Genomic DNA, 18,290 nt, shown 5'->3' on the forward strand with positions numbered 1-18,290 from the left:
AGCGGCGGGTTTTTTTATGGGCGGCCGCAATAGCGTTTTCTCCTATCCGGCGGCGCTCTCCTCGCTTACTAAGGCGCGTCTGCTTCGCCCTTCGCGTCGGGGATCAGCCAGCTTTCGATCAACTCGTGCGCTTCGTCGATACCGACGCGTTTGAGCGCCGAGAACAACTGGGCAGTCAATTCCCCGCGATAGCCGGCGGCGCGATATTCAGCCAGACCCTTCTGCGTTGCGCGCAGCGCATTCACGCTTTCCTGGCGGGTCAATTTGTCGCACTTGGTGAGCAGCGTGTGGATCGGCTTGCCGGTCGGCGCGAACCATTCGATCATGCGGCGATCCAGATCCGTCAGCGGGCGGCGCGAGTCCATCATCAGGATCATGCCGCGCAATTGCGAGCGCGACTGCAGATAGGTGGACAGCAGCGCTTCCCAATGCGCTTTGGCCGCGCCCGGCACTTCCGCGTAGCCGTAGCCCGGCAGATCGACCAGATGCGCGGTCGGCTCGTCCGCCTTGCCCACCGAAAAGTAATTGATGTGCTGCGTGCGGCCCGGCGTCTTGCTGGCGAAGGCCAGTCGCTTCTGATTGCACAGAATATTGATGGCCGTCGACTTGCCTGCGTTCGAGCGCCCCGCGAAGGCGATCTCGGGTTGCGAAGTGGCCGGCAGATCACGCAAGTGATTGACGGTCGTGAAAAAGCGGGATTGGTGGAGCAGGAAGGACATGATCAGGCCAGGATTCGAGACGCCGGGGAACCCGGAGTGGGGACGGGTCAAGCCCGACTGGCGTCTTAGCGATTAGCGAGTTATTGTACAATACGATGGTTTACTGAAAACCTGAGGGGGCCAGCCCACGTGCCTTGGCGGCTCCCGGCGGTCACTCGGTCGCCGTCGTATTTTGCAAAACCTTCAAGAAAAACGCCGGGCCTGGCGCGATGCGGCAGGTTTGGGGGCTCTCTAAAAATCCCACAAGACGAGACAGGGTGTGCGAATGAATCGACTGAGCAAGACTCTGATGGTGCTTCATGTAGCGGCAGGTCTTTCAGGTTTGGCAATTCAGGCACGAGCAGCAGATCCGGCAAAGCCGGACGTCAATCGGGGGCAGGCAATCGCGGTGCAGGTGTGCGCGTCGTGTCACGGCGCGGACGGCAACAGTGCCGGCGGCGCGTATCCGAAGCTGGCGGGCCAACACCCTGAGTATCTCGTCAAGCAGCTCAAGGATTTCAAAACGCAGCCGGGCGCCAAGCAGCCGGCGCGCAACAATGCGATTATGGCGGGCATGGCGGCGGCGCTGTCCGATCAGGACATGGTCAATGTCGCGGCTTATTTCGCGGCGCAGACCCCGAAGCCTGGCTATGCGCACAACAAAGACACCGTTCCGCTAGGACAGAAGATTTATCGCGGCGGGATTGCCGACAAGGGCGTACCGGCATGTGCAAGCTGCCACGGGCCGACCGGTCAGGGAATTCCGTCGCAGTATCCGCGGCTGTCGGGGCAATGGTCGGAATATACGGTGGCGCAGTTGCTGGCGTTCACGCAAGGTCCTGGCGCACGGAACAACAACGAGGCGATGCATGCCATTGCAACGCGTCTGTCGGACAGCGAGATCAAGGCTGTAGCCGATTACATCGCGGGCTTGCACTAGGAATAGGAAGCCCGTACGCAAGTGCAACCGGCCCGGCGAGGCCGGTACAAAACAAGAAAAGGGTGGGGGCGTCGTGCCTACGACAGCCCTTCACCCTTTTTTGCTGTTCAGTCGGAGTATGAATGAGCGTCACCACGTCGGGTTTGCAGTCGAAGTCGGGCAATCGCATTACGCGCAGCGTCATCGAAGTCTTGAGTTCGATGCGTTTTGCCATTTCGTTGCTCGTGATTCTGTCGATCGCCAGCATTATCGGCACCGTCCTCACGCAGGACGATCCGTATCCCAATTACGTCAATCAGTTCGGCCCGTTCTGGGCGGACATCTTCCGCTCGCTGAGCCTGTACACGGTGTACAGCTCGTGGTGGTTCATGCTGATTCTCGGCTTCCTGATGGTGTCGGTGTCGCTGTGCGTGATCCGCAACGGGCCGAAAATGGTCGCCGACGCGAAGAGCTGGAAGGACAAAGTCCGCGAAGGCAGCTTGCGCGCGTTCCATCACAAGGGCGAGTTCGCGGTGCAGGGCACGCGTGCAGAGACCTCGGCCGCGCTCGCCAAACTCTCGGGCAAGCTCGGCTACAAGTTCGTCACGCGTGAGTCCGAAGGCGCGACCCTGATCGCCGCCAAACGTGGCGCGTTGACCAAGTTCGGCTACATCTCGGCTCACCTTGCGATCGTGGTGATCTGTCTGGGCGGGCTGCTCGACAGCAATCTGCCGATCAAGCTGCAAATGTGGCTGTTCGACAAGTCGCCGATCCGCGCCAACACGGTGATCAACGAGATTCCGCCGGAACACCGTTTGTCGCAATCGAACCCCACGTTCCGCGGCTACGCATGGGTTCCGGAAGGGCAGCACGTCTCCACGGCGATTCTGAACCAGCCGGATGGCTCGCTGATCCAGGACCTGCCGTTTTCGATCGAACTGAACAAATTCATCGTCGACTATTACTCGACGGGCATGCCGAAGCTGTTCGCGAGCGACATCGTGGTGGTGGATCACAAGACCGGCGCGCGCGTGCCGGCCCGTGTCGAAGTGAACCAGCCGTTCACCTACGACGGCGTGTCGATCTATCAGTCGAGCTTCCAGGACGGCGGCTCGCAAATGCAGATGACGGCCTACCCGATGAGCGGCGCCAGCGCGAAGACCGCGCCATTCGGCGGCACGATCGGCGGCAATGCGCCGTTGAGCACGGCCACGCCGCTTGCGGACGGCCAGACGGTGGAATTCACCGATTTCCGCGCGATCAACGTCGAAAACATCCAGAACGGCAGCGGCCAGACCGATGCGCGCGGCGTCGCGGCGCACCGCACGTTGAAAGAAGCGTTCGACGAGCGTCTCGGCTCCGGCGCCAAGACCTCGAAGCCGCTCGATCTGCACAATGTCGGCCCGTCGGTGCAATACAAGGTGCGCGACAAGGACGGCCAGGCGCGCGAATACAACAACTACATGCTGCCGGTAGACGTCTCGGGCGAAAAGATGTTTCTCGCCGGCATGCGCGTGAATCCGGACGATCCGTTCCGCTACCTGCGCATTCCCGCCGACAGCGGCGGCACGGTCAGGGAATGGATGAACTTGCGTGCCACGCTGGAGGATCCGGCCATGCGCGCCTCGGCCGCTCACCGTTTCGCGCTTCGCTCGGTGCCCGGTTCGAACACCGAATTGCAGCAGCATCTCGAAGAAAGCGCGTTGCGCGTGCTGACCCTTTTTGCTGGCGCGGATAACAGTATCAAGATGCCGAGCGGCCAGCCGGTCGGCGGCTTCCAGGCGATTGCCGGCTTTATCGACCATTCGGTGCCGAAGGGCGAGCAGGAAAAGGCGGCCGGGTTGCTGCTGCGCATGCTGGAAGGCTCCACGTGGGATCTGTACCAACTGTCCCGCCAGCAACTCGGCGAGCCCGAAGCGGTGGCCAATGCAGACGCCAGCCGCTTCATCCAGAGCTCGATCAACGCGATATCCGACAGCTTTTTGTATGGATCGCCGGTCTACTTGCAACTTGACTCCTTCAAGCAGGTGCAAGCTTCGGTATTTCAGTTGACGCGCGCGCCGGGCAAAAAAGTCGTGTATCTTGGCAGCCTGCTCCTCGTGTTGGGCATCTTCTCGATGTTCTACGTCCGCGAACGGCGCCTCTGGTTCTGGCTCAAAGACACCGATCACGGCACGAACGTCGTGATGGCGATGTCGAGCGCGCGCAAGACGCTCGATTTCGAGAAAGAGTTCGTTCAGACGCGCGACGCCGTTGGCGCCGCACTGGGCGCCAAACTCGCTGAAGCATCCGACGCCGCCAGCGCTTCCGACAAATCCGGCAACGCCGGCGCGCCGTCCGCAAGCTCACAAGATTCGACCCGGTAAGATCATGGACTTGACTCAGGTTTCCTCCTCCTCTTCACCCTCGCGGCCCAAGAAGGCGCCCGCGAGTGAAGCGCCCAACCTCGCCCAGTACGACGAGCGGCCATTTCTGAAACGGCTCGGTATCGTCGACTGGCTGTTTGCCCTTGCGATGGTCGCGGGCGCCGGGTTTGCGCTGTCGCGCTACCACCCGTTCATGAATTACTACGACAAGCTGGTGCTCTGCTGCGCCGTGCCGGTGTTCGTGGTGCTCGGCTGGCGCTGGAAACCGGTGCGCCCGCTAATGGTGGGGATCGCGGCGCTGTCGCTGCTGGCCATCCAGATCTATCACGGCGATCTGAGCCGCGCGGACAACGCGTTCTTCCTCAAGTACTTCCTGTCGAGCCAGTCCGCGATTCTGTGGATGAGCGCGCTCTTCGTGTTCGCCACCGTGTTCTACTGGATCGGCCTGCTGTCACGTTCGCCGACCGGCGCGGCGATCGGCTCGAAGATGACGTGGGCGGCCGTGCTGATGGGCTTTGTCGGCCTGATGGTGCGCTGGTACGAGTCGTACCTGATCGGCGCGGATGTGGGTCATATTCCTATCTCGAACCTGTACGAAGTGTTCGTGCTGTTCAGCCTGATCACGGCGCTTTTCTACCTGTACTACGAGCAGCACTACAACACGCGGGCGCTTGGCGCGTTCGTGCTGCTGGTGATCAGCGCCGCGGTCGGCTTCCTGATGTGGTACTCGGTGGCGCGCGACGCGCAGCAGATTCAGCCGCTGGTTCCTGCGCTGCAAAGCTGGTGGATGAAGATTCACGTGCCGGCCAACTTCATCGGTTATGGCAGCTTCGCGCTGTCGGCCATGGTGGGCGTCGCGTATCTGGCCAAAGAGCGCGGCGTGCTGGCTGACCGCCTGCCGGCGCTCGAAGTGCTCGACGACGTAATGTACAAGTCGATCGCCGTCGGTTTTGCATTCTTCACGATCGCGACGATTCTCGGCGCGCTGTGGGCCGCCGAAGCGTGGGGCGGCTACTGGAGCTGGGACCCGAAGGAAACGTGGGCGCTGATCGTCTGGCTGAACTATGCGGCGTGGCTGCATATGCGCCTCATGAAGGGGCTGCGCGGCACGGTCGCGGCATGGTGGGCGTTGACCGGGCTGCTGGTGACGACCTTCGCCTTCTTGGGCGTCAACATGTTCCTGTCGGGCTTGCATAGCTACGGCAAGCTGTAAGATTTGCCGCTCTGACCCGACTGAAAACCGCCGTGCGCTGCGCACCGGCGGTTTTTTTATGGCTGGCGGAATATTCGCTGCATCCAGAGTGTTCGCTCTGACAGTACCTATGGATGACGGGACGGACGCCCGGACGAGCGATCATCACTATGGCCCCGTAAGATGTATAGCCCGATGGGCCGGCAAGGAGCACCACGATGTGGATCAAGCGTAGCGACAGAATTCAACTCAACGGCGACGACATTGCGCGCAGCGAAATCACGCCGCAGCGTGTTTTTCAGAACCGGCGGCGCGTGTTGCAGGCGGCCGGCGCGGCGGCGCTCGGCAGTTTGATCGGCGTGAACGGCGAGGCGCTGGCGGCTTACACGTCGCCGGACCCGAAGGCGCAAAAGCTGGCGGCGAAAACCAGCACCCGATTCGTCGCGCTCGACAAGATCACGCCGTACAAAGACATCACCACGTATAACAACTACTACGAATTCGGCACCGACAAGGCCGATCCCGCGCACAACGCCGGGACGCTGCGGCCGCATCCGTGGAAGGTGAGCGTCGAGGGCGAGATCAAGAATCCGAAGGTCTACGACATCGACGAATTGCTCAAGCTCGCGCCGCTCGAGGAGCGCGTGTACAGGTTGCGCTGCGTGGAAGGCTGGTCGATGGTGATTCCGTGGATTGGCGTGCCGCTTTCGGAGTTGATCAAGCGTGTGCAGCCGACTGGCAACGCCAAATACGTGCAGTTCATCACGTTGGCCGATCCGTCGCAAATGCCCGGGCTGTCGACCCCCGTGCTCGATTGGCCGTACTCCGAAGGTCTGCGCATGGACGAAGCGATGAATCCGCTGACGTTCCTCACCATGGGCCTCTACGGTCAGGTGCTACCCAATCAGAACGGCGCGCCGGTGCGCGTCGTGGTGCCGTGGAAATATGGCTTCAAGAGCGCGAAATCGCTGGTGAAAATCCGTTTCCTCGACAAGCAGCCGCCGACCAGTTGGAACACGTATGCGTCGAACGAATACGGCTTTTATTCGAACGTGAATCCGAATGTCGATCACCCGCGCTGGAGTCAGGCGACCGAGCGGCGTATCGGCGAAGACGGTTTCTTCACACCCAAGCGTAAGACGTTGATGTTCAACGGTTACGGCGATCAGGTCGCATCGCTTTATCAGGGCATGGACCTGAAGAAAAATTTCTGAGCGACGCGAGCATGGCTTCCGATACGGATACGCAACCTGTTACCCAGACCGAACGCATAGCGCCACGTGCGCAGGCGTCCGCGTCGAACGCGAAGCGGGCCGCAACCGGGGCGCGCTGGATCGTGCCGGCCAAAGTCGTCGTATTCATCGCGGCGTGGTATCCGCTTGCGCGCATCGTGCTGTACGGCTTGACTGACCGGCTCGGTGCGAATCCGATCGAGTTCATCACGCGTTCGACGGGTCTGTGGACGCTCGTCTTTCTCTGCATCACGCTGGCCGTGACGCCGTTGCGGCGGCTCACCGGCGTCGCCGCATTCGTGCGCTTTCGCCGGATGCTCGGGCTCTACGCGTTCTTTTACGCGACGCTGCATTTCACCACTTACCTGTGGTTCGACAAGTGGTTCGATGTCGCCGAGATTATCAAGGACATCGGCAAGCGGCCGTTCATCACGGTGGGCTTCGCGGCGTTCGTGTTGCTGATCGCCTTGGCCGTGACGTCGCCGCGCGCGATGGTGCGCAAACTCGGGCGCCGTTGGCAGATGCTGCATCGGTTGATCTATGCGATCGGTGCGCTCGCGATCCTGCACTTTTGGTGGATGAAGGCGGGCAAACACGATCTGATCTTGCCGAAGATTTACGGTGCGATCATGGTGGCGTTGCTCGGCTGGCGTTTGCTTGTCTGGTTGCGTGACAGGATGTCAAAGGCGCGTTGACTCGCCACGGGCGCAGCGGTCGATCACGCAAACAAAAAAGAGGCGATGCCGCAGTGGCATCGCCTCTTTTACGTTGCGCAACGATTGACGCGAAGTATGACGTTTACGCCGGCAAAATCTTTTCGCCCGCAAACAGCTGTTGGACCTCTTCGCGCGCGCGAACCACATGTACCTGTGTACCATCAACCATCACCTCGGCCGCGCGCGGACGGGTGTTGTAGTTCGAGCTCATCACAAAGCCGTATGCGCCGGCCGAGCGGATCGCCAGCAGATCGCCCGGTTCGACCGCGAGCAGGCGTTCGCGGCCGAGCCAGTCGCCGCTCTCGCAAACCGGACCGACCACGTCGTACACGTGAGCCGGCACATCGCGCTTCACGACCGGGTCGATTGCGTGATACGCCTCGTACATGGCAGGGCGCGCCAGATCGGTCATGGCCGCGTCGACGATCGCGAAATTCTTTTCCGCGCCCGGCTTCAGAAACTCGACGCGCGTAAGCAGCACGCCGGCGTTGCCGACCAGCGAGCGACCTGGTTCGAAATACACTTCGCGATGGCCGTGACCGCGCGCTTCGATGCGATCCAGCACAGTGCGCACGAACTCGCCGATTTCCGGCGGCGTTTCGTCGTCGTACGTGATGCCGAGACCGCCGCCCACGTCGATATGGCGAATCTTCACGCCGTCCTGCTCGATCTGCTCGACCAGTTCCAGAACCTTGTCGACCGCGTCCAGATACGGCGCGACCTCCGTGATCTGCGAGCCGATATGGCAGTCGATACCGACCACCTCGAGATTCGCCATCGCCGCGGCTGCCTGGTACGTGGCGCGCGCGTCTTCGAAGGCGACGCCGAACTTGTTCGACTTCAGTCCGGTGGAAATATAGGGATGCGTCTTAGCGTCGACGTCCGGATTCACACGCAGCGAGACGGGCGCCCTCTTGCCCATTTCGGCGGCGACCGCATTCAGCCGATCCAGCTCAGGGATCGATTCGACGTTGAAGCATTTCACGCCGGCTGCGAGTGCGTCGCGCATTTCGTCCGCGTTCTTGCCGACGCCGGAAAACACCGTGTTTTCCGCTTTGCCGCCGGCGGCAAGCACGCGTGCCAGTTCGCCGCCCGAAACGATGTCGAAGCCGGCGCCGAGGCGCGCGAACACGTTCAACACCGCGAGGTTGCTATTGGCCTTGACGGCGACGTGCACGCTCGCGCGGCGGCCGGCGCAAGCACCTGCGTAGGCGTTCCACGCAGCGGTGAGCGCGGCGCGCGAATACACGTAGAGCGGCGTGCCGAACTGCTCGGCGAGAGAGACGGCGGACACGCCTTCGGCGTGCAGCACGCCGTCGACGTAGTCAAATGCGGATCGAGTCATGCGAAAGTCTTATTGAGCGGGGGTGACGACAGAAGCAGGCAGCGGCGCCGACGGAGCGGATGCGGCGGAGGTGGGCGGCGCGGCGAGTTCGTTTTCCGGCGCCAACGAAAGCGGTGTGCCGGAGGTATCCGGAACGGTGCTCATGTCGGTGGATGTTGCCGGGGCTGAATGTGCGACGTCCGGCGGCGTTTGCGTGCGATCGATCGGCTTGGCCGGTAGCGGCGGCACGGTGGGCAAATAGAGCGAACCGCGTTGTCCGCAGCCAGCGAGTGCACAACCTGCGAGAATGGCTAAAACCGCTACAATCGCGCGGCCGGGCGCCGCCGCGCGCATCCGAGATACGACTCGCATGACTGTCCCTGAATAAATAATCGATGGAGTTTAGCATGTCCGATAGTGAATACCTGACCCGCGCGGAAGCCGCGCTAGCCGCCATCGAACGTGCGCTCGACGACACCGATGCCGACATCGAACTCGAGCGCAGCGGCAACGTCCTGACCCTCGAATTCGAGAACCGCTCGAAGATTATCGTGAACCTTCAGCCGCCCATGAGCGAGATCTGGATCGCCGCGAAGGCGGGCGGTTTCCACTTCCGATTCATCGACGGCGAGTGGCGTGACACGCGTAGCGGCACGGAGTTTTTCGCCGCGCTGTCGGAGTACGCAACGCAGCAAGCCGGCGAACCGGTTCACTTCGAAGCATAGAAACCGCGGGACGAAGTGCGCCGCTCAAGCGGCCGAATCGATCGCCCAGACCGCACAAGCAAAACGGCCGCGCATGATTCGCGCGGCCGTTTTGCTTTTTGAGCGACTTCGAGCGGATGCTTCAGTGTCCGCGGAACAGATTCATGATGTCCTGCTTCTCCTGCTCGCCGACCTGCTCGGGCGCTGCCGCCGATGCGCCGCTCGCTTCGGCATCCAGCGCCGCCTGACTGATGCCGACCGTGGCGACGAAACCATGCCCCGGCGTGAAGTCGTCGAAATACAACTCCGCGCCGAGTTCGGTCAGGCCGTCGGGCATCGGCATCTTGTACTCCGGCACGCCTTTGAGCGCCCGCCCCATGTATTCGACCCACACGGGCAACGACAGGCCGCCGCCAGTCTCCTTGTCGCCGAGGCTGCGCGGGTTGTCGTAGCCGATCCACGCAATGGCCGTGAGCGTGTGCTGATAACCCGCGAACCACGCGTCGCGCGAATCGTTGGTCGTACCCGTCTTGCCGGCGAGGTCGGTGCGCTTGAGCGCATTGGTCTTGGCGCCCGTGCCGCGTTGCGCGACGCTTTGCAGCAGGCTGTTCATCACGTACGCATTACGCGGTTCGATGGCGTGCGGCGCGCTTTGCGCGGCCACCAGCGGTTGCGCGTGCGCGACTACGATGCCTCGCTGATCGGTGACTTCGGCAATCAGATACGGGTTGATCCGATAGCCGCCGTTGGCGAACACCGAATACGCGCCCGCCATCTGCAGCGGCGTGACGAGACCTGCGCCCAGCGCCATTGGCAGATAAGCCGGATGACGATCCGCGTCGAAGCCGAAGCGCGTGATGTACTGCTGCGCGTACTTCGTACCGATCTGGTTCAGAATGCGGATCGACACCAGGTTTCTCGACCGCTGCAACGCGGTGCGCATGGTCATCGGGCCGTCGAAGCCGCCGCCGTAGTTCTTCGGCTCCCACGCCTGGCCGCCGGTTTCAGCCGCGCTGAAGAAGAGCGGCGCGTCGTTGATCACGGTTGCCGGCCCGAGCCCCTTTTCGAGCGACGCCGAATAGATGAACGGCTTGAAGCTCGAACCCGGCTGACGCCACGCCTGAGTCACGTGATTGAACTTGTTCTTGTTGAAGTCGAAACCGCCGACCAACGCGCGGATCGCGCCGTCTTGCGGGACCACGGAAACGAACGCGCCTTCCACCTGCGGCAATTGCGTGATCGACCAGTTGCCGTCGTCGTTCTTGATGAGCCGGATGATCGCGCCCGGCCGCACACGTTGATTCGGCTGCGCGCGCGGACCGAGCGCGAATTGCGCATAGCGCAGGCCGTCACCCTGGATCGTCGCGATATTGCCGTCGATGAACGTGACCTGCACCTGCTTCGGACTCGCGGCGGTGACCACGGCGGCAATGATCTCGCCGTTGTCCGGGTGCTCGAGCAGCGCGTCGTCGATGGCCTGTTCACGGTCGTCGGCGTCGGACGGCAGCTCGATGAAGGCTTCCGGGCCGCGATAACCGTGGCGCCGTTCGTAGTCCATCAGACCTTTGCGCAGCGCCCGATAAGCGACGTCCTGGTCGGCCGAATCGATCGTGGTCACCACGTTCAGTCCGCGCGTATAGGCTTCTTCGCGATACTGCGCGTACATCATCTGACGCACCATTTCTGCGACGTATTCCGCGTGCACGCTGAATTCCTTGCCCGCGCCCTTGACCACGAGCGGCTGCCTGCTCGCTTCGTCGTACTGTTCCTGCGTGATGTAGTGCAGCTCGTACATGCGCTGCAGGATGTACTCCTGCCGTACCTTGGCGCGCTTCGGGTTGACCACCGGGTTATACGCGGACGGCGCCTTCGGCAGCCCGGCCAGCATGGCGGATTCGGCCAGCGTCAGATCCTTCAGGTCTTTGCCGAAATAGACGCGCGCCGCGCTTGCGAAACCGTAGGCGCGCTGACCGAGATAGATCTGATTCATGTACACCTCGAGAATCTGATCTTTGGACAGCTTCGACTCGATCTTGTACGCGAGCAGCATCTCGTAGATCTTGCGCGTGTAGGTCTTCTCGCTGGAGAGGAAGAAGTTGCGCGCCACCTGCATGGTGATCGTGCTCGCGCCCTGGGTGGCGTGGCCATTGGTCAGCGCGACGATGCCCGCGCGCGCAATGCCGGTGAGGTCGACGCCGCCGTGATCGTAGAAGCGCGCGTCTTCAATGGCGAGGATCGCCTTCTTCAGACTATCGGGCACGTCCTGAATATGGACGATGTCGCGCCGTTCCTCGCCGAACTCGCCGATCAGCACGTGGTCGGCTGTGTAGATACGCAACGGCACCTTGGGACGGTAGTCGGTCAACGCATCGAGCGACGGCAGATTGGGCGTGGCGACGACGAGCGCATAGCCGAGCACCAGCAGCACGCACAGAATGCCTGCGACGATCAGACCCACAAAGCCGATGATGAGCTTCAGCCACAGCGGGCGTTTGCGCTTCTGCGGCGCGGGCGGCGGGGACGTAGGAGACGTGGATTGCATATGGGCACCAAAAAACAGTCCCGCGATTATAGCCGCCAGGCTTTTCAGCTTTCGGCATGCTTACTGACACGTCTTCACAAGTCTGCGCGCCGCGCGGGAATGACTTCACTGTAGTCCCTTTGATCGCCTGCGGGACGCGCATTCCTCAACGTTAGCCATTTGGCTGAGTGTCGCGCGGCGCCGCGTCTACGCACAATTCCTCCTCATCACTCGCGTTCGAATGGTTCGTCGCGTGAGTCAGAGGGAGGGCTTCATGGCATTAAAAAGATCCTGGCTTCAGGCAGTGCAACCCGGTGCGCATCGTTATGCCGCGGGGATCGATGTGGGTTCGCAGGCCGTGCGCCTTGTGGTGCTCAGTCATCGGGCGCGCCCGCCTGCAGCACTGCATATCGAATACGTGAGCACCGTGCCGCTTCCCGCCGGTGCCATGGCCGGCGCTGAAATCGCCGACCGGCATGCGGTGGCGCGTGCCTTGCGCGACGCGTTTGCCGGACTGCCGCACGCGTGTGCGACGCGCGCCTTGCGATGCGCGATGGCGCTGCCCGCGTCGGCTACCGTGACCGCCACGGTGCCGCTCGCGCGACTTGCCGCGCAGAGCGGTTGCGCGGAAGACGGCGGGCATCAGCTGGCTGAACTCGAGCCGGCGGTGATGACTGAAGTCGAGCGCATTGCCGGCCTCGAACGGCATGCCCTTGCAGTCGACTGGTATGTCGACGAAACGCCTTCGCCAGTGCGCTGCGTGACTATCGCCGCGACCGCGCGGCAACATCTCGAAGCGCGAATCGAATGCGCGGCGATCGCCGGCATCTCGCTCACCGCCATCGACGGTGAGCCGCATGCCGCGTTGCGCGCCATGCGCTATGCGGCGAGTTATGAACTCGATCCGCACGAGCCCTATGTCGCGTTGTGGATCGGCACGGACGGCGTGTATGGCTGGCGGATCGTCGACGACGGCATCGCCGGCGAAATGCGCTACCCGGCACCGGAACACGCCGATCTCGCCGATGCGTTACGCGACCTGGCGCACGGTCCCGAACTCGACTGCGCATTGTTGAGCGGTGAGGTCGATCTGCTCGACGGCGTGGGTTTCTCGATCGCGGATATCGCGGACGTGCTCGGCTGCTCGGTGCTGCCGTTCGAATGCGCGGTGCTGGGTGGCCACGAGCGGCCGTTGAGCGACCCGCTTTTGCACGAGCCGTCCGGTGCGGTCGCGTTCGGGCTTGCGTTGCGCGGGGTGCTCGAATGACGGGCGGCGTGTTGCACGCGGCAGTCTCGAACTCGGGGACTCCGTTACGTGGCGAGCGCTTCGCACGAGGGTGGCTCGGCGGGTTCAACTTGCTGCCTTACCGGCAACGCAACGCGCGGCTCGCGCGCCGGCGGTGTCTGCTCGAATGGATTGCCGCCGCTTTCGCCGGTTGTGCCGCTGTCTTCGCATTGGCCGGCTGGCAGGCGGTCGAGCGAGCGCGCCTCGATGCACGGCGTGAGTCGATCGAGCAATCGCTCGCGCAATTATCAGCGCCGCTCGCGGAGCACGCGGCATTGCTCCGCACGCGTGACGAACAACGCCAGAACGTGGCACGCGCAAAGAGTTTGTCCGATCCACTCACGCATTTGCGCGATCTCTTTGATGCGCTGAGTTTCGAGCCGGGTGACGGCGTGCTGTTGCAGCAGTTGCGCCACCGTGAAGATGAGACCGAGTTGCTGGCTAGCTCGCGTGGCCATATCGCTTCGGCCGAGTGGCTCAAACGCCTGAGTGCGATCCACGGCGTGAAAGGGGTGGAGGTGAGCGACCTGCATAGCTCGGCTTCGCGCGGCGGGGCGGCTTCGCAGGCAAGCATGACCGGACCGGTCGAATTCGGCGCGCGTCTGCGGTGGAACGAGACGGCGCAAAAAACGACCCGCACGGGCGCGTCTGCCGCACAGCGTTCTGTGAAGTATGAACAATCAGGAGGTGCGAAATGAGTACGGCCTTTGTCGAATTTGGCGGCGTGGCGCGCTCGCGCTTCTCACTCTCTCATTGGATGGCGCGCGCGCGTTTGCCGCTCGACGCATGGAGCGGGCGCCGCCGCTGGGCGGTCGCTTTGCTGATTGCCGTGCTGGTGTTCGGCCTTGGTACACACGGCTGGATTGTCGCGGACCTCGGCGGGGTCGAAGCGAGCCGGGCGGCGTTGGAAGCGGGCGGCCTGCGTCTCGCGAACGCAAGGCGCGCGCTTGCGCAATTGCCAGCGCTGCGCCGCGAAGCCGCCGCCGGCCCGATTGGCGCTTCGCTTGCCACTTCGATCGCGCGGTCATCGGAGCCGTGGAGTTCCGCCGACGACGTAAGCATCGTCTCCGAACTGGCTGCGCAGAACAGCGTCGCGTTGCTCTCAGTGGAGCCTGGCGCCGCGAGCGGAGCGGGCGCTGAGAGCATGCGGCCGCTGCAACTGACTGCGCGCACGGACTTCGTCCATCTCATGGCGTTTATGCGCGGGCTGTCGGACCTGCCGGTGCTGATCGTGCCTGTCGATGTGACCGTCAAGCGTGAGGCCGCAGCACTGTCGGTCAGCGCCACGCTGCGCGTGTTCAATGCGCTGCGGCCCGCGCCGTCGGCAGCCTCCGCGGATGCGTTCGTCGAAGACAGCCTCGATTCGGATGACGAAGAAAACGTCGTCTTCTTCGATCCGTTTTCGCAACCACAGATGCAGGCGGCGGCCGAACTGCCCGACGTTTCGCAACTGCGTCTGGTCGGATTGCTGCGCGATCGCGCGCGAGGGCTGGCATTGCTCGATACACCGGACGGCATCACGGTCGTCGAGTCCGGAGAGCAGATCGGCGCCGAACGTCTCGCGAGGCTGGACGCGTTCGGCATTACCCTCGTGAAGGGCGGCGCGACTCGCACGCTGGCACTGACGGAGACTTCGTGATGAGACTGGCGAAGCCGTTTCCCTTTGCGTCTTCGGGCGTCGATACGTGTGCGTCGGCAGGCCGGCAAGTGTGCCTCGGCCTATGGGTCAGCGCGGCGCTGGCTGTCGGCGTTGCACGGGCGTCGACTCAACCGCTGCCGCCGTTGCCTCCCGAGATGCCGCTCGATGCGGTGGTGACGCCGTTCGATGTCTCGTACGACGTACCGCCGCTGCCAGGCGACGCTTCCGCCGCGGTGCCCAATCCGTTCCGACAGGACGCCGCCGGCGATGCTGACGCATCGCGTGCGAGCGCGGCGGCCGGCGATTCCCACGCGGATGCGCCGTCCTCCGACGCGCGCGCTGCCGACGCCACCAACGCCGACGCCACCGACGCCAGCAATGCCACCGCCTCCGCCAGCGACACCATCGCCAGCGACGCCACCACCGCCACCAACGGCCCGGTGCCGCAACGACGGCAATCCAATGCCGCGGCTCGCGACAATGCCACCGGCTCCGCCGCGCTCGAAGGACCTCCAGTGCCGCTGCCGCCGCTCGCGCGTCTGAGCGGCGAGCCGCGCAGTGCCGCCGACGCAGGCCTCGCCCCCGACGACAAACCGATCTCGATGAATTTTCAGCGTGCCGAGCTCGGCGCCGTGCTCAATGCGTTTGCTCGGTTCACAGGATTGAACATCGTCGCGAGCGAAAGGGTGCGCGGCGCTGTCTCGCTGCGGCTCGACAAGGTGCCGTGGCGCACCGCGTTCGATACCTTGCTCGACGTCAACGGCCTCGCAATGGAGCGCCATGGCAATGTGATCTGGGTCGCGCCGATTGCCGATCTGGCCGCGCGCGAGCGGCAGCGCTTCGAAGCGCACGCCCGGGCCGCCGATCTCGAGCCGCTCGCGAGCCGCACGTTCGAGCTGCACTACGCGCACGCCGAGGACGTCAGGCGGCTGCTGACCGGTTCCGGCGCCCAGCGGGTCCTGTCCAAACGCGGCGCCGCGACTGCCGATCCGCGCACCAATCTGCTGTTCGTGACCGATCTCGAAGCGCGCCTTGCGCAGATTGCGGCACTGCTCGCCTCGATCGACCGGCCGACGCGCCAGGTGTTGATCGAAGCGCGCATTGTCGAGGGCGAACATGGTTTTTCGCGCAACCTCGGCGTGAAACTCTCGATGGCGGCCAGCAATACCGACGGCACCGCGAGAGGTTTCACCGACGCCGTCTACGATCTGTCGGCCCGGCCGATTGCAGGCTTCGACGCGGCGACCGCTGGTCTGACGTTATTCGCCGCCGGCGCGACGCGGCTGCTGAACATCGAGCTGAGCGCGCTCGAAGCGCAGGGGCGCGGCGAAATCGTTTCGAGCCCGCGCGTGGTCACGGCGGACCGGATGAAGGCAGTTGTCGAGCAGGGCACCGAATTGCCGTATCAGGCGAAAGTGGGGCAGGGCGTGTCGGGCGTGCAGTTTCGCCGCGCTACCCTCAAACTGGAGGTCGAGCCGCAAATCATGCCGGACGGCCGGGTGGTGCTGGACCTCGACGTCGCCAAAGACAGCGTTGGCGAACAGACCGACGCCGGGCCCGCGATCAACACCAAACACGTGCAAACGCGCGTCGAAGTGGAGGATGGTGGTACGGTGTCGATCGGCGGTATTTACGCGACCGATGACCGGGACGATGTGACTCGAGTGCCGGTTCTGGGCAAAATACCGTTTTTAGGTGCGCTTTTCCGCCATCGGGCTCACCGCGACCACCGCAGCGAACTGGCTGTTTTCATCACGCCGCGCGTCGTTCAGACAAATTAGGGCACGCTCCCGCCGCTACCGGAAAATGCTGGGCCGCCCTGGGTTTTTTGCTCCGCCGGACGTTCGCTTTGGGGATTCCCCGTTGCGGCGGCTGGCGCGAAGCGACAGGGCGGGTGGCGTTCCCAGGCGGCGCGCAGGCTCGACAAGGCAGCCGCTTTGCCAGTAAGCTGCGGCACGAACCATACCGGATTAGCCAGAGGACACCGTTGCAAGCGCGGGACGCACACGCCAATGTATTTTTCGTAGGGCTCATGGGGGCAGGAAAAACCACCGTGGGCCGGGCCATTGCGCGCCGTCTCGATCGCCCCTTCTTCGATTCCGACCATGAAATCGAGGCACGCACGGGCGCGCGCATCCCGGTGATCTTCGAGATGGAGGGCGAAGCGGGCTTCCGCGAGCGCGAAGCGAGCGTGATTTCCGACCTCACCGCGCGCGACAATATCGTGCTCGCGACCGGCGGCGGCGCCGTGCTGCGGCCGGAAAACCGCGAGGCGCTGCGAAATCGCGGTCTGGTGATCTATCTGCGCGCCAATCCGCACGACCTGTGGCTGCGCACCCGGCGCGACAAGAATCGCCCGCTTTTGCAGACCGAAGACCCCAAAGCGCGTCTCGAAGCACTCTACGAAGTGCGCGACCCGTTATATCGGGAATGCGCGCATTTCGTGATCGAAACCGGCCGGCCTTCGGTCAACGGACTCGTCAACATGGTTCTGATGCAGCTCGAGATGGCCGGCGTCGCCAAACTTCCTGCGTCATAATGGACCGTATGATTACCGTCAATGTCGAACTGGGCGAGCGCGCCTACTCCATCCATATCGGTGCCGATCTGATCGGCCAGACCGCGTTGTTCGCGCCGCATATCGCCGGCAGTTCGGTCACCATCGTCACCAATACCACCGTCGACCCGCTTTATGGCGACACGCTGCGCGCCGCGCTGGCGCCGCTTGGCAAGCAGGTTTCCACGGTAGTTTTGCCGGACGGCGAGGCATACAAGAACCTCGAAACCCTGAACCTGATTTTCGACGCGCTGCTTGGCGCCCGGGCCGATCGCAAGACCACGCTGATCGCGTTGGGCGGCGGCGTGATCGGCGACATGACGGGTTTTGCGGCGGCCTGCTACATGCGCGGCGTGCCCTTCATCCAGGTGCCGACCACGTTGCTGTCGCAGGTGGACTCGTCGGTGGGCGGCAAGACGGGCATCAATCACCCGCTCGGCAAGAACATGATCGGCGCGTTCTATCAGCCGCAGGCCGTGATCGCCGACATCGGCGTGTTGCGTACGCTGCCGGCGCGTGAACTGGCGGCGGGCGTCGCTGAAGTGATCAAGACCGGCGCTATCGCCGACGCGGGTTTCTTCAGCTGGATCGAAGCCAATATCGAAGCATTGAATCGCTGCGAACCCGCGGCGCTCGCCGAGGCGGTCAAGCGCTCGTGCGAGATCAAGGCGTCGGTGGTCGCGCAGGACGAACGCGAAGGCGGACTGCGCGCCATCCTCAATTTCGGCCATACCTTCGGCCATGCGATCGAAGCCGGTCTTGGTTACGGCGAGTGGCTTCATGGCGAGGCGGTCGGCTGCGGAATGGTGATGGCGGCAGATCTGTCCGTGCGGATGGGCTATCTCGACGAAGCGGCGCGCAAGCGTCTGGTCGACGTGATCGTCGCCGCGCATTTGCCGATCCGGGCGCCGGCGCTCGGCGACGCGCGCTATGTCGAACTCATGCGGGTCGACAAGAAGGCGGAAGCCGGCGCGATCAAATTCATTCTGTTGAAGCGTTTCGGTGAGACGCTGATCACCCAGGCGCCCGATGCCGAGGTGCATGCCACGTTGGCCGCCGCCGTCTGAATCGCGCAAGAAGGCATCCAGCAACGCATCACGCACCAGCGTCACGAGGCGCCGCCCATGTTTCGGAGAA

Annotated in this window: 16 protein-coding genes; 12 read left to right on the forward strand and 4 right to left on the reverse strand. The window is 63.4% G+C overall.

The genetic code is table 11. From position 1 onward, the window contains the following. Nucleotides 1-68: 68 nt before the first annotated feature. The gene (gene yihA, locus AC57B1_RS10310; RefSeq protein ID WP_496417460.1) at nucleotides 69-719 is read right to left on the reverse strand and encodes a ribosome biogenesis GTP-binding protein YihA/YsxC; all 651 of its coding nucleotides are present in this window, start codon (nucleotides 717-719) and stop codon (nucleotides 69-71) included. Nucleotides 720-984: 265 nt separating this feature from the next. Here yihA and AC57B1_RS10315 point away from each other — a divergent pair, with 265 nt between their 5' ends. The 5 genes from AC57B1_RS10315 to msrQ all read left to right on the forward strand — a co-directional run bounded on the left by AC57B1_RS10315 (nucleotide 985) and on the right by msrQ (nucleotide 7,102). Further along, complete coding sequence (locus AC57B1_RS10315; RefSeq protein ID WP_091798367.1) at nucleotides 985-1,638, forward strand: c-type cytochrome; 654 nt, start codon at nucleotides 985-987, stop codon at nucleotides 1,636-1,638. Nucleotides 1,639-1,760: 122 nt separating this feature from the next. Next, nucleotides 1,761-3,983: a cytochrome c biogenesis protein ResB gene (locus AC57B1_RS10320; RefSeq protein WP_496417461.1), complete on the forward strand. Its 2,223-nt coding sequence runs from the start codon at nucleotides 1,761-1,763 to the stop codon at nucleotides 3,981-3,983. A 4-nt stretch (nucleotides 3,984-3,987) separates the two neighbouring features. Then, nucleotides 3,988-5,196 (forward strand): c-type cytochrome biogenesis protein CcsB, encoded by a 1,209-nt coding sequence (gene ccsB / locus AC57B1_RS10325; protein WP_408481603.1) that lies wholly within the window; start codon nucleotides 3,988-3,990, stop codon nucleotides 5,194-5,196. A 197-nt stretch (nucleotides 5,197-5,393) separates the two neighbouring features. Beyond that, nucleotides 5,394-6,389 (forward strand): protein-methionine-sulfoxide reductase catalytic subunit MsrP, encoded by a 996-nt coding sequence (gene msrP / locus AC57B1_RS10330; protein ID WP_496417462.1) that lies wholly within the window; start codon nucleotides 5,394-5,396, stop codon nucleotides 6,387-6,389. 11 nt (nucleotides 6,390-6,400) lie between these two features. Continuing rightward, complete coding sequence (gene msrQ, locus AC57B1_RS10335) at nucleotides 6,401-7,102, forward strand: protein-methionine-sulfoxide reductase heme-binding subunit MsrQ (protein ID WP_496417463.1); 702 nt, start codon at nucleotides 6,401-6,403, stop codon at nucleotides 7,100-7,102. 103 nt (nucleotides 7,103-7,205) lie between these two features. On the opposite strand, the gene lysA is transcribed toward msrQ, so the two are convergent. Further along, nucleotides 7,206-8,468, reverse strand: coding sequence for a diaminopimelate decarboxylase (lysA, locus tag AC57B1_RS10340; RefSeq protein WP_408353142.1), 1,263 nt, complete (start codon nucleotides 8,466-8,468; stop codon nucleotides 7,206-7,208). A 9-nt stretch (nucleotides 8,469-8,477) separates the two neighbouring features. Further along, a complete protein-coding gene (gene lptM, locus AC57B1_RS10345; RefSeq protein ID WP_408353140.1) occupies nucleotides 8,478-8,819 on the reverse strand; it encodes an LPS translocon maturation chaperone LptM in 342 nt (113 codons plus the stop codon). A gap of 35 nt (nucleotides 8,820-8,854) precedes the next feature. Here lptM and cyaY point away from each other — a divergent pair, with 35 nt between their 5' ends. Further along, nucleotides 8,855-9,172: an iron donor protein CyaY gene (gene cyaY / locus AC57B1_RS10350; RefSeq protein ID WP_091798393.1), complete on the forward strand. Its 318-nt coding sequence runs from the start codon at nucleotides 8,855-8,857 to the stop codon at nucleotides 9,170-9,172. Nucleotides 9,173-9,293: 121 nt separating this feature from the next. On the opposite strand, the gene AC57B1_RS10355 is transcribed toward cyaY, so the two are convergent. Further along, a complete protein-coding gene (locus tag AC57B1_RS10355; RefSeq protein ID WP_408353138.1) occupies nucleotides 9,294-11,693 on the reverse strand; it encodes a penicillin-binding protein 1A in 2,400 nt (799 codons plus the stop codon). Between the two features lie 253 nt (nucleotides 11,694-11,946). Between AC57B1_RS10355 and pilM the strand changes: the two genes are divergently transcribed. From pilM to aroB, 6 genes are all read left to right on the forward strand, one after another. After that, nucleotides 11,947-12,939 (forward strand): type IV pilus biogenesis protein PilM, encoded by a 993-nt coding sequence (gene pilM / locus AC57B1_RS10360; protein ID WP_408353136.1) that lies wholly within the window; start codon nucleotides 11,947-11,949, stop codon nucleotides 12,937-12,939. Beyond that, on the forward strand, nucleotides 12,936-13,655 hold the full coding sequence (locus tag AC57B1_RS10365; RefSeq protein WP_496417464.1) for a fimbrial assembly protein: 720 nt from the start codon (nucleotides 12,936-12,938) through the stop codon (nucleotides 13,653-13,655). The genes pilM and AC57B1_RS10365 overlap by 4 nt, the downstream gene beginning before the upstream one ends. Next, on the forward strand, nucleotides 13,652-14,596 hold the full coding sequence (locus AC57B1_RS10370) for a hypothetical protein (protein ID WP_496417465.1): 945 nt from the start codon (nucleotides 13,652-13,654) through the stop codon (nucleotides 14,594-14,596). The genes AC57B1_RS10365 and AC57B1_RS10370 overlap by 4 nt, the downstream gene beginning before the upstream one ends. After that, entirely contained in the window at nucleotides 14,596-16,377 is a 1,782-nt protein-coding gene (locus AC57B1_RS10375) for a type IV pilus secretin PilQ (protein ID WP_496417466.1), read from the forward strand. The genes AC57B1_RS10370 and AC57B1_RS10375 overlap by 1 nt, the downstream gene beginning before the upstream one ends. A gap of 206 nt (nucleotides 16,378-16,583) precedes the next feature. Beyond that, nucleotides 16,584-17,135, forward strand: coding sequence for a shikimate kinase (locus tag AC57B1_RS10380; RefSeq protein ID WP_091798410.1), 552 nt, complete (start codon nucleotides 16,584-16,586; stop codon nucleotides 17,133-17,135). Continuing rightward, entirely contained in the window at nucleotides 17,135-18,220 is a 1,086-nt protein-coding gene (aroB, locus tag AC57B1_RS10385; protein WP_408353128.1) for a 3-dehydroquinate synthase, read from the forward strand. The genes AC57B1_RS10380 and aroB overlap by 1 nt, the downstream gene beginning before the upstream one ends. Nucleotides 18,221-18,290 lie beyond the last annotated feature (70 nt).

The organism is Paraburkholderia sp. BGA-UO-ETr-F21, assembly GCF_059567925.1.

Excerpts from the sequence above, each read along its gene's own strand:
- AC57B1_RS10365 (WP_496417464.1), top strand. The coding sequence starts at position 12,936 with ATGACGGGCGGCGTGTTGCACGCGGCAGTCTCGAACTCGGGGACTCCG.
- AC57B1_RS10375 (WP_496417466.1), top strand. The coding sequence starts at position 14,596 with ATGAGACTGGCGAAGCCGTTTCCCTTTGCGTCTTCGGGCGTCGATACG.
- msrP (WP_496417462.1), top strand. The coding sequence starts at position 5,394 with ATGTGGATCAAGCGTAGCGACAGAATTCAACTCAACGGCGACGACATT.
- AC57B1_RS10315 (WP_091798367.1), top strand. The coding sequence starts at position 985 with ATGAATCGACTGAGCAAGACTCTGATGGTGCTTCATGTAGCGGCAGGT.
- lptM (WP_408353140.1), bottom strand. The coding sequence starts at position 8,819 with ATGCGAGTCGTATCTCGGATGCGCGCGGCGGCGCCCGGCCGCGCGATT.
- AC57B1_RS10370 (WP_496417465.1), top strand. The coding sequence starts at position 13,652 with ATGAGTACGGCCTTTGTCGAATTTGGCGGCGTGGCGCGCTCGCGCTTC.
- lysA (WP_408353142.1), bottom strand. The coding sequence starts at position 8,468 with ATGACTCGATCCGCATTTGACTACGTCGACGGCGTGCTGCACGCCGAA.
- yihA (WP_496417460.1), bottom strand. The coding sequence starts at position 719 with ATGTCCTTCCTGCTCCACCAATCCCGCTTTTTCACGACCGTCAATCAC.
- AC57B1_RS10355 (WP_408353138.1), bottom strand. The coding sequence starts at position 11,693 with ATGCAATCCACGTCTCCTACGTCCCCGCCGCCCGCGCCGCAGAAGCGC.
- ccsB (WP_408481603.1), top strand. The coding sequence starts at position 3,988 with ATGGACTTGACTCAGGTTTCCTCCTCCTCTTCACCCTCGCGGCCCAAG.
- cyaY (WP_091798393.1), top strand. The coding sequence starts at position 8,855 with ATGTCCGATAGTGAATACCTGACCCGCGCGGAAGCCGCGCTAGCCGCC.
- aroB (WP_408353128.1), top strand. The coding sequence starts at position 17,135 with ATGGACCGTATGATTACCGTCAATGTCGAACTGGGCGAGCGCGCCTAC.
- AC57B1_RS10320 (WP_496417461.1), top strand. The coding sequence starts at position 1,761 with ATGAGCGTCACCACGTCGGGTTTGCAGTCGAAGTCGGGCAATCGCATT.
- msrQ (WP_496417463.1), top strand. The coding sequence starts at position 6,401 with ATGGCTTCCGATACGGATACGCAACCTGTTACCCAGACCGAACGCATA.
- pilM (WP_408353136.1), top strand. The coding sequence starts at position 11,947 with ATGGCATTAAAAAGATCCTGGCTTCAGGCAGTGCAACCCGGTGCGCAT.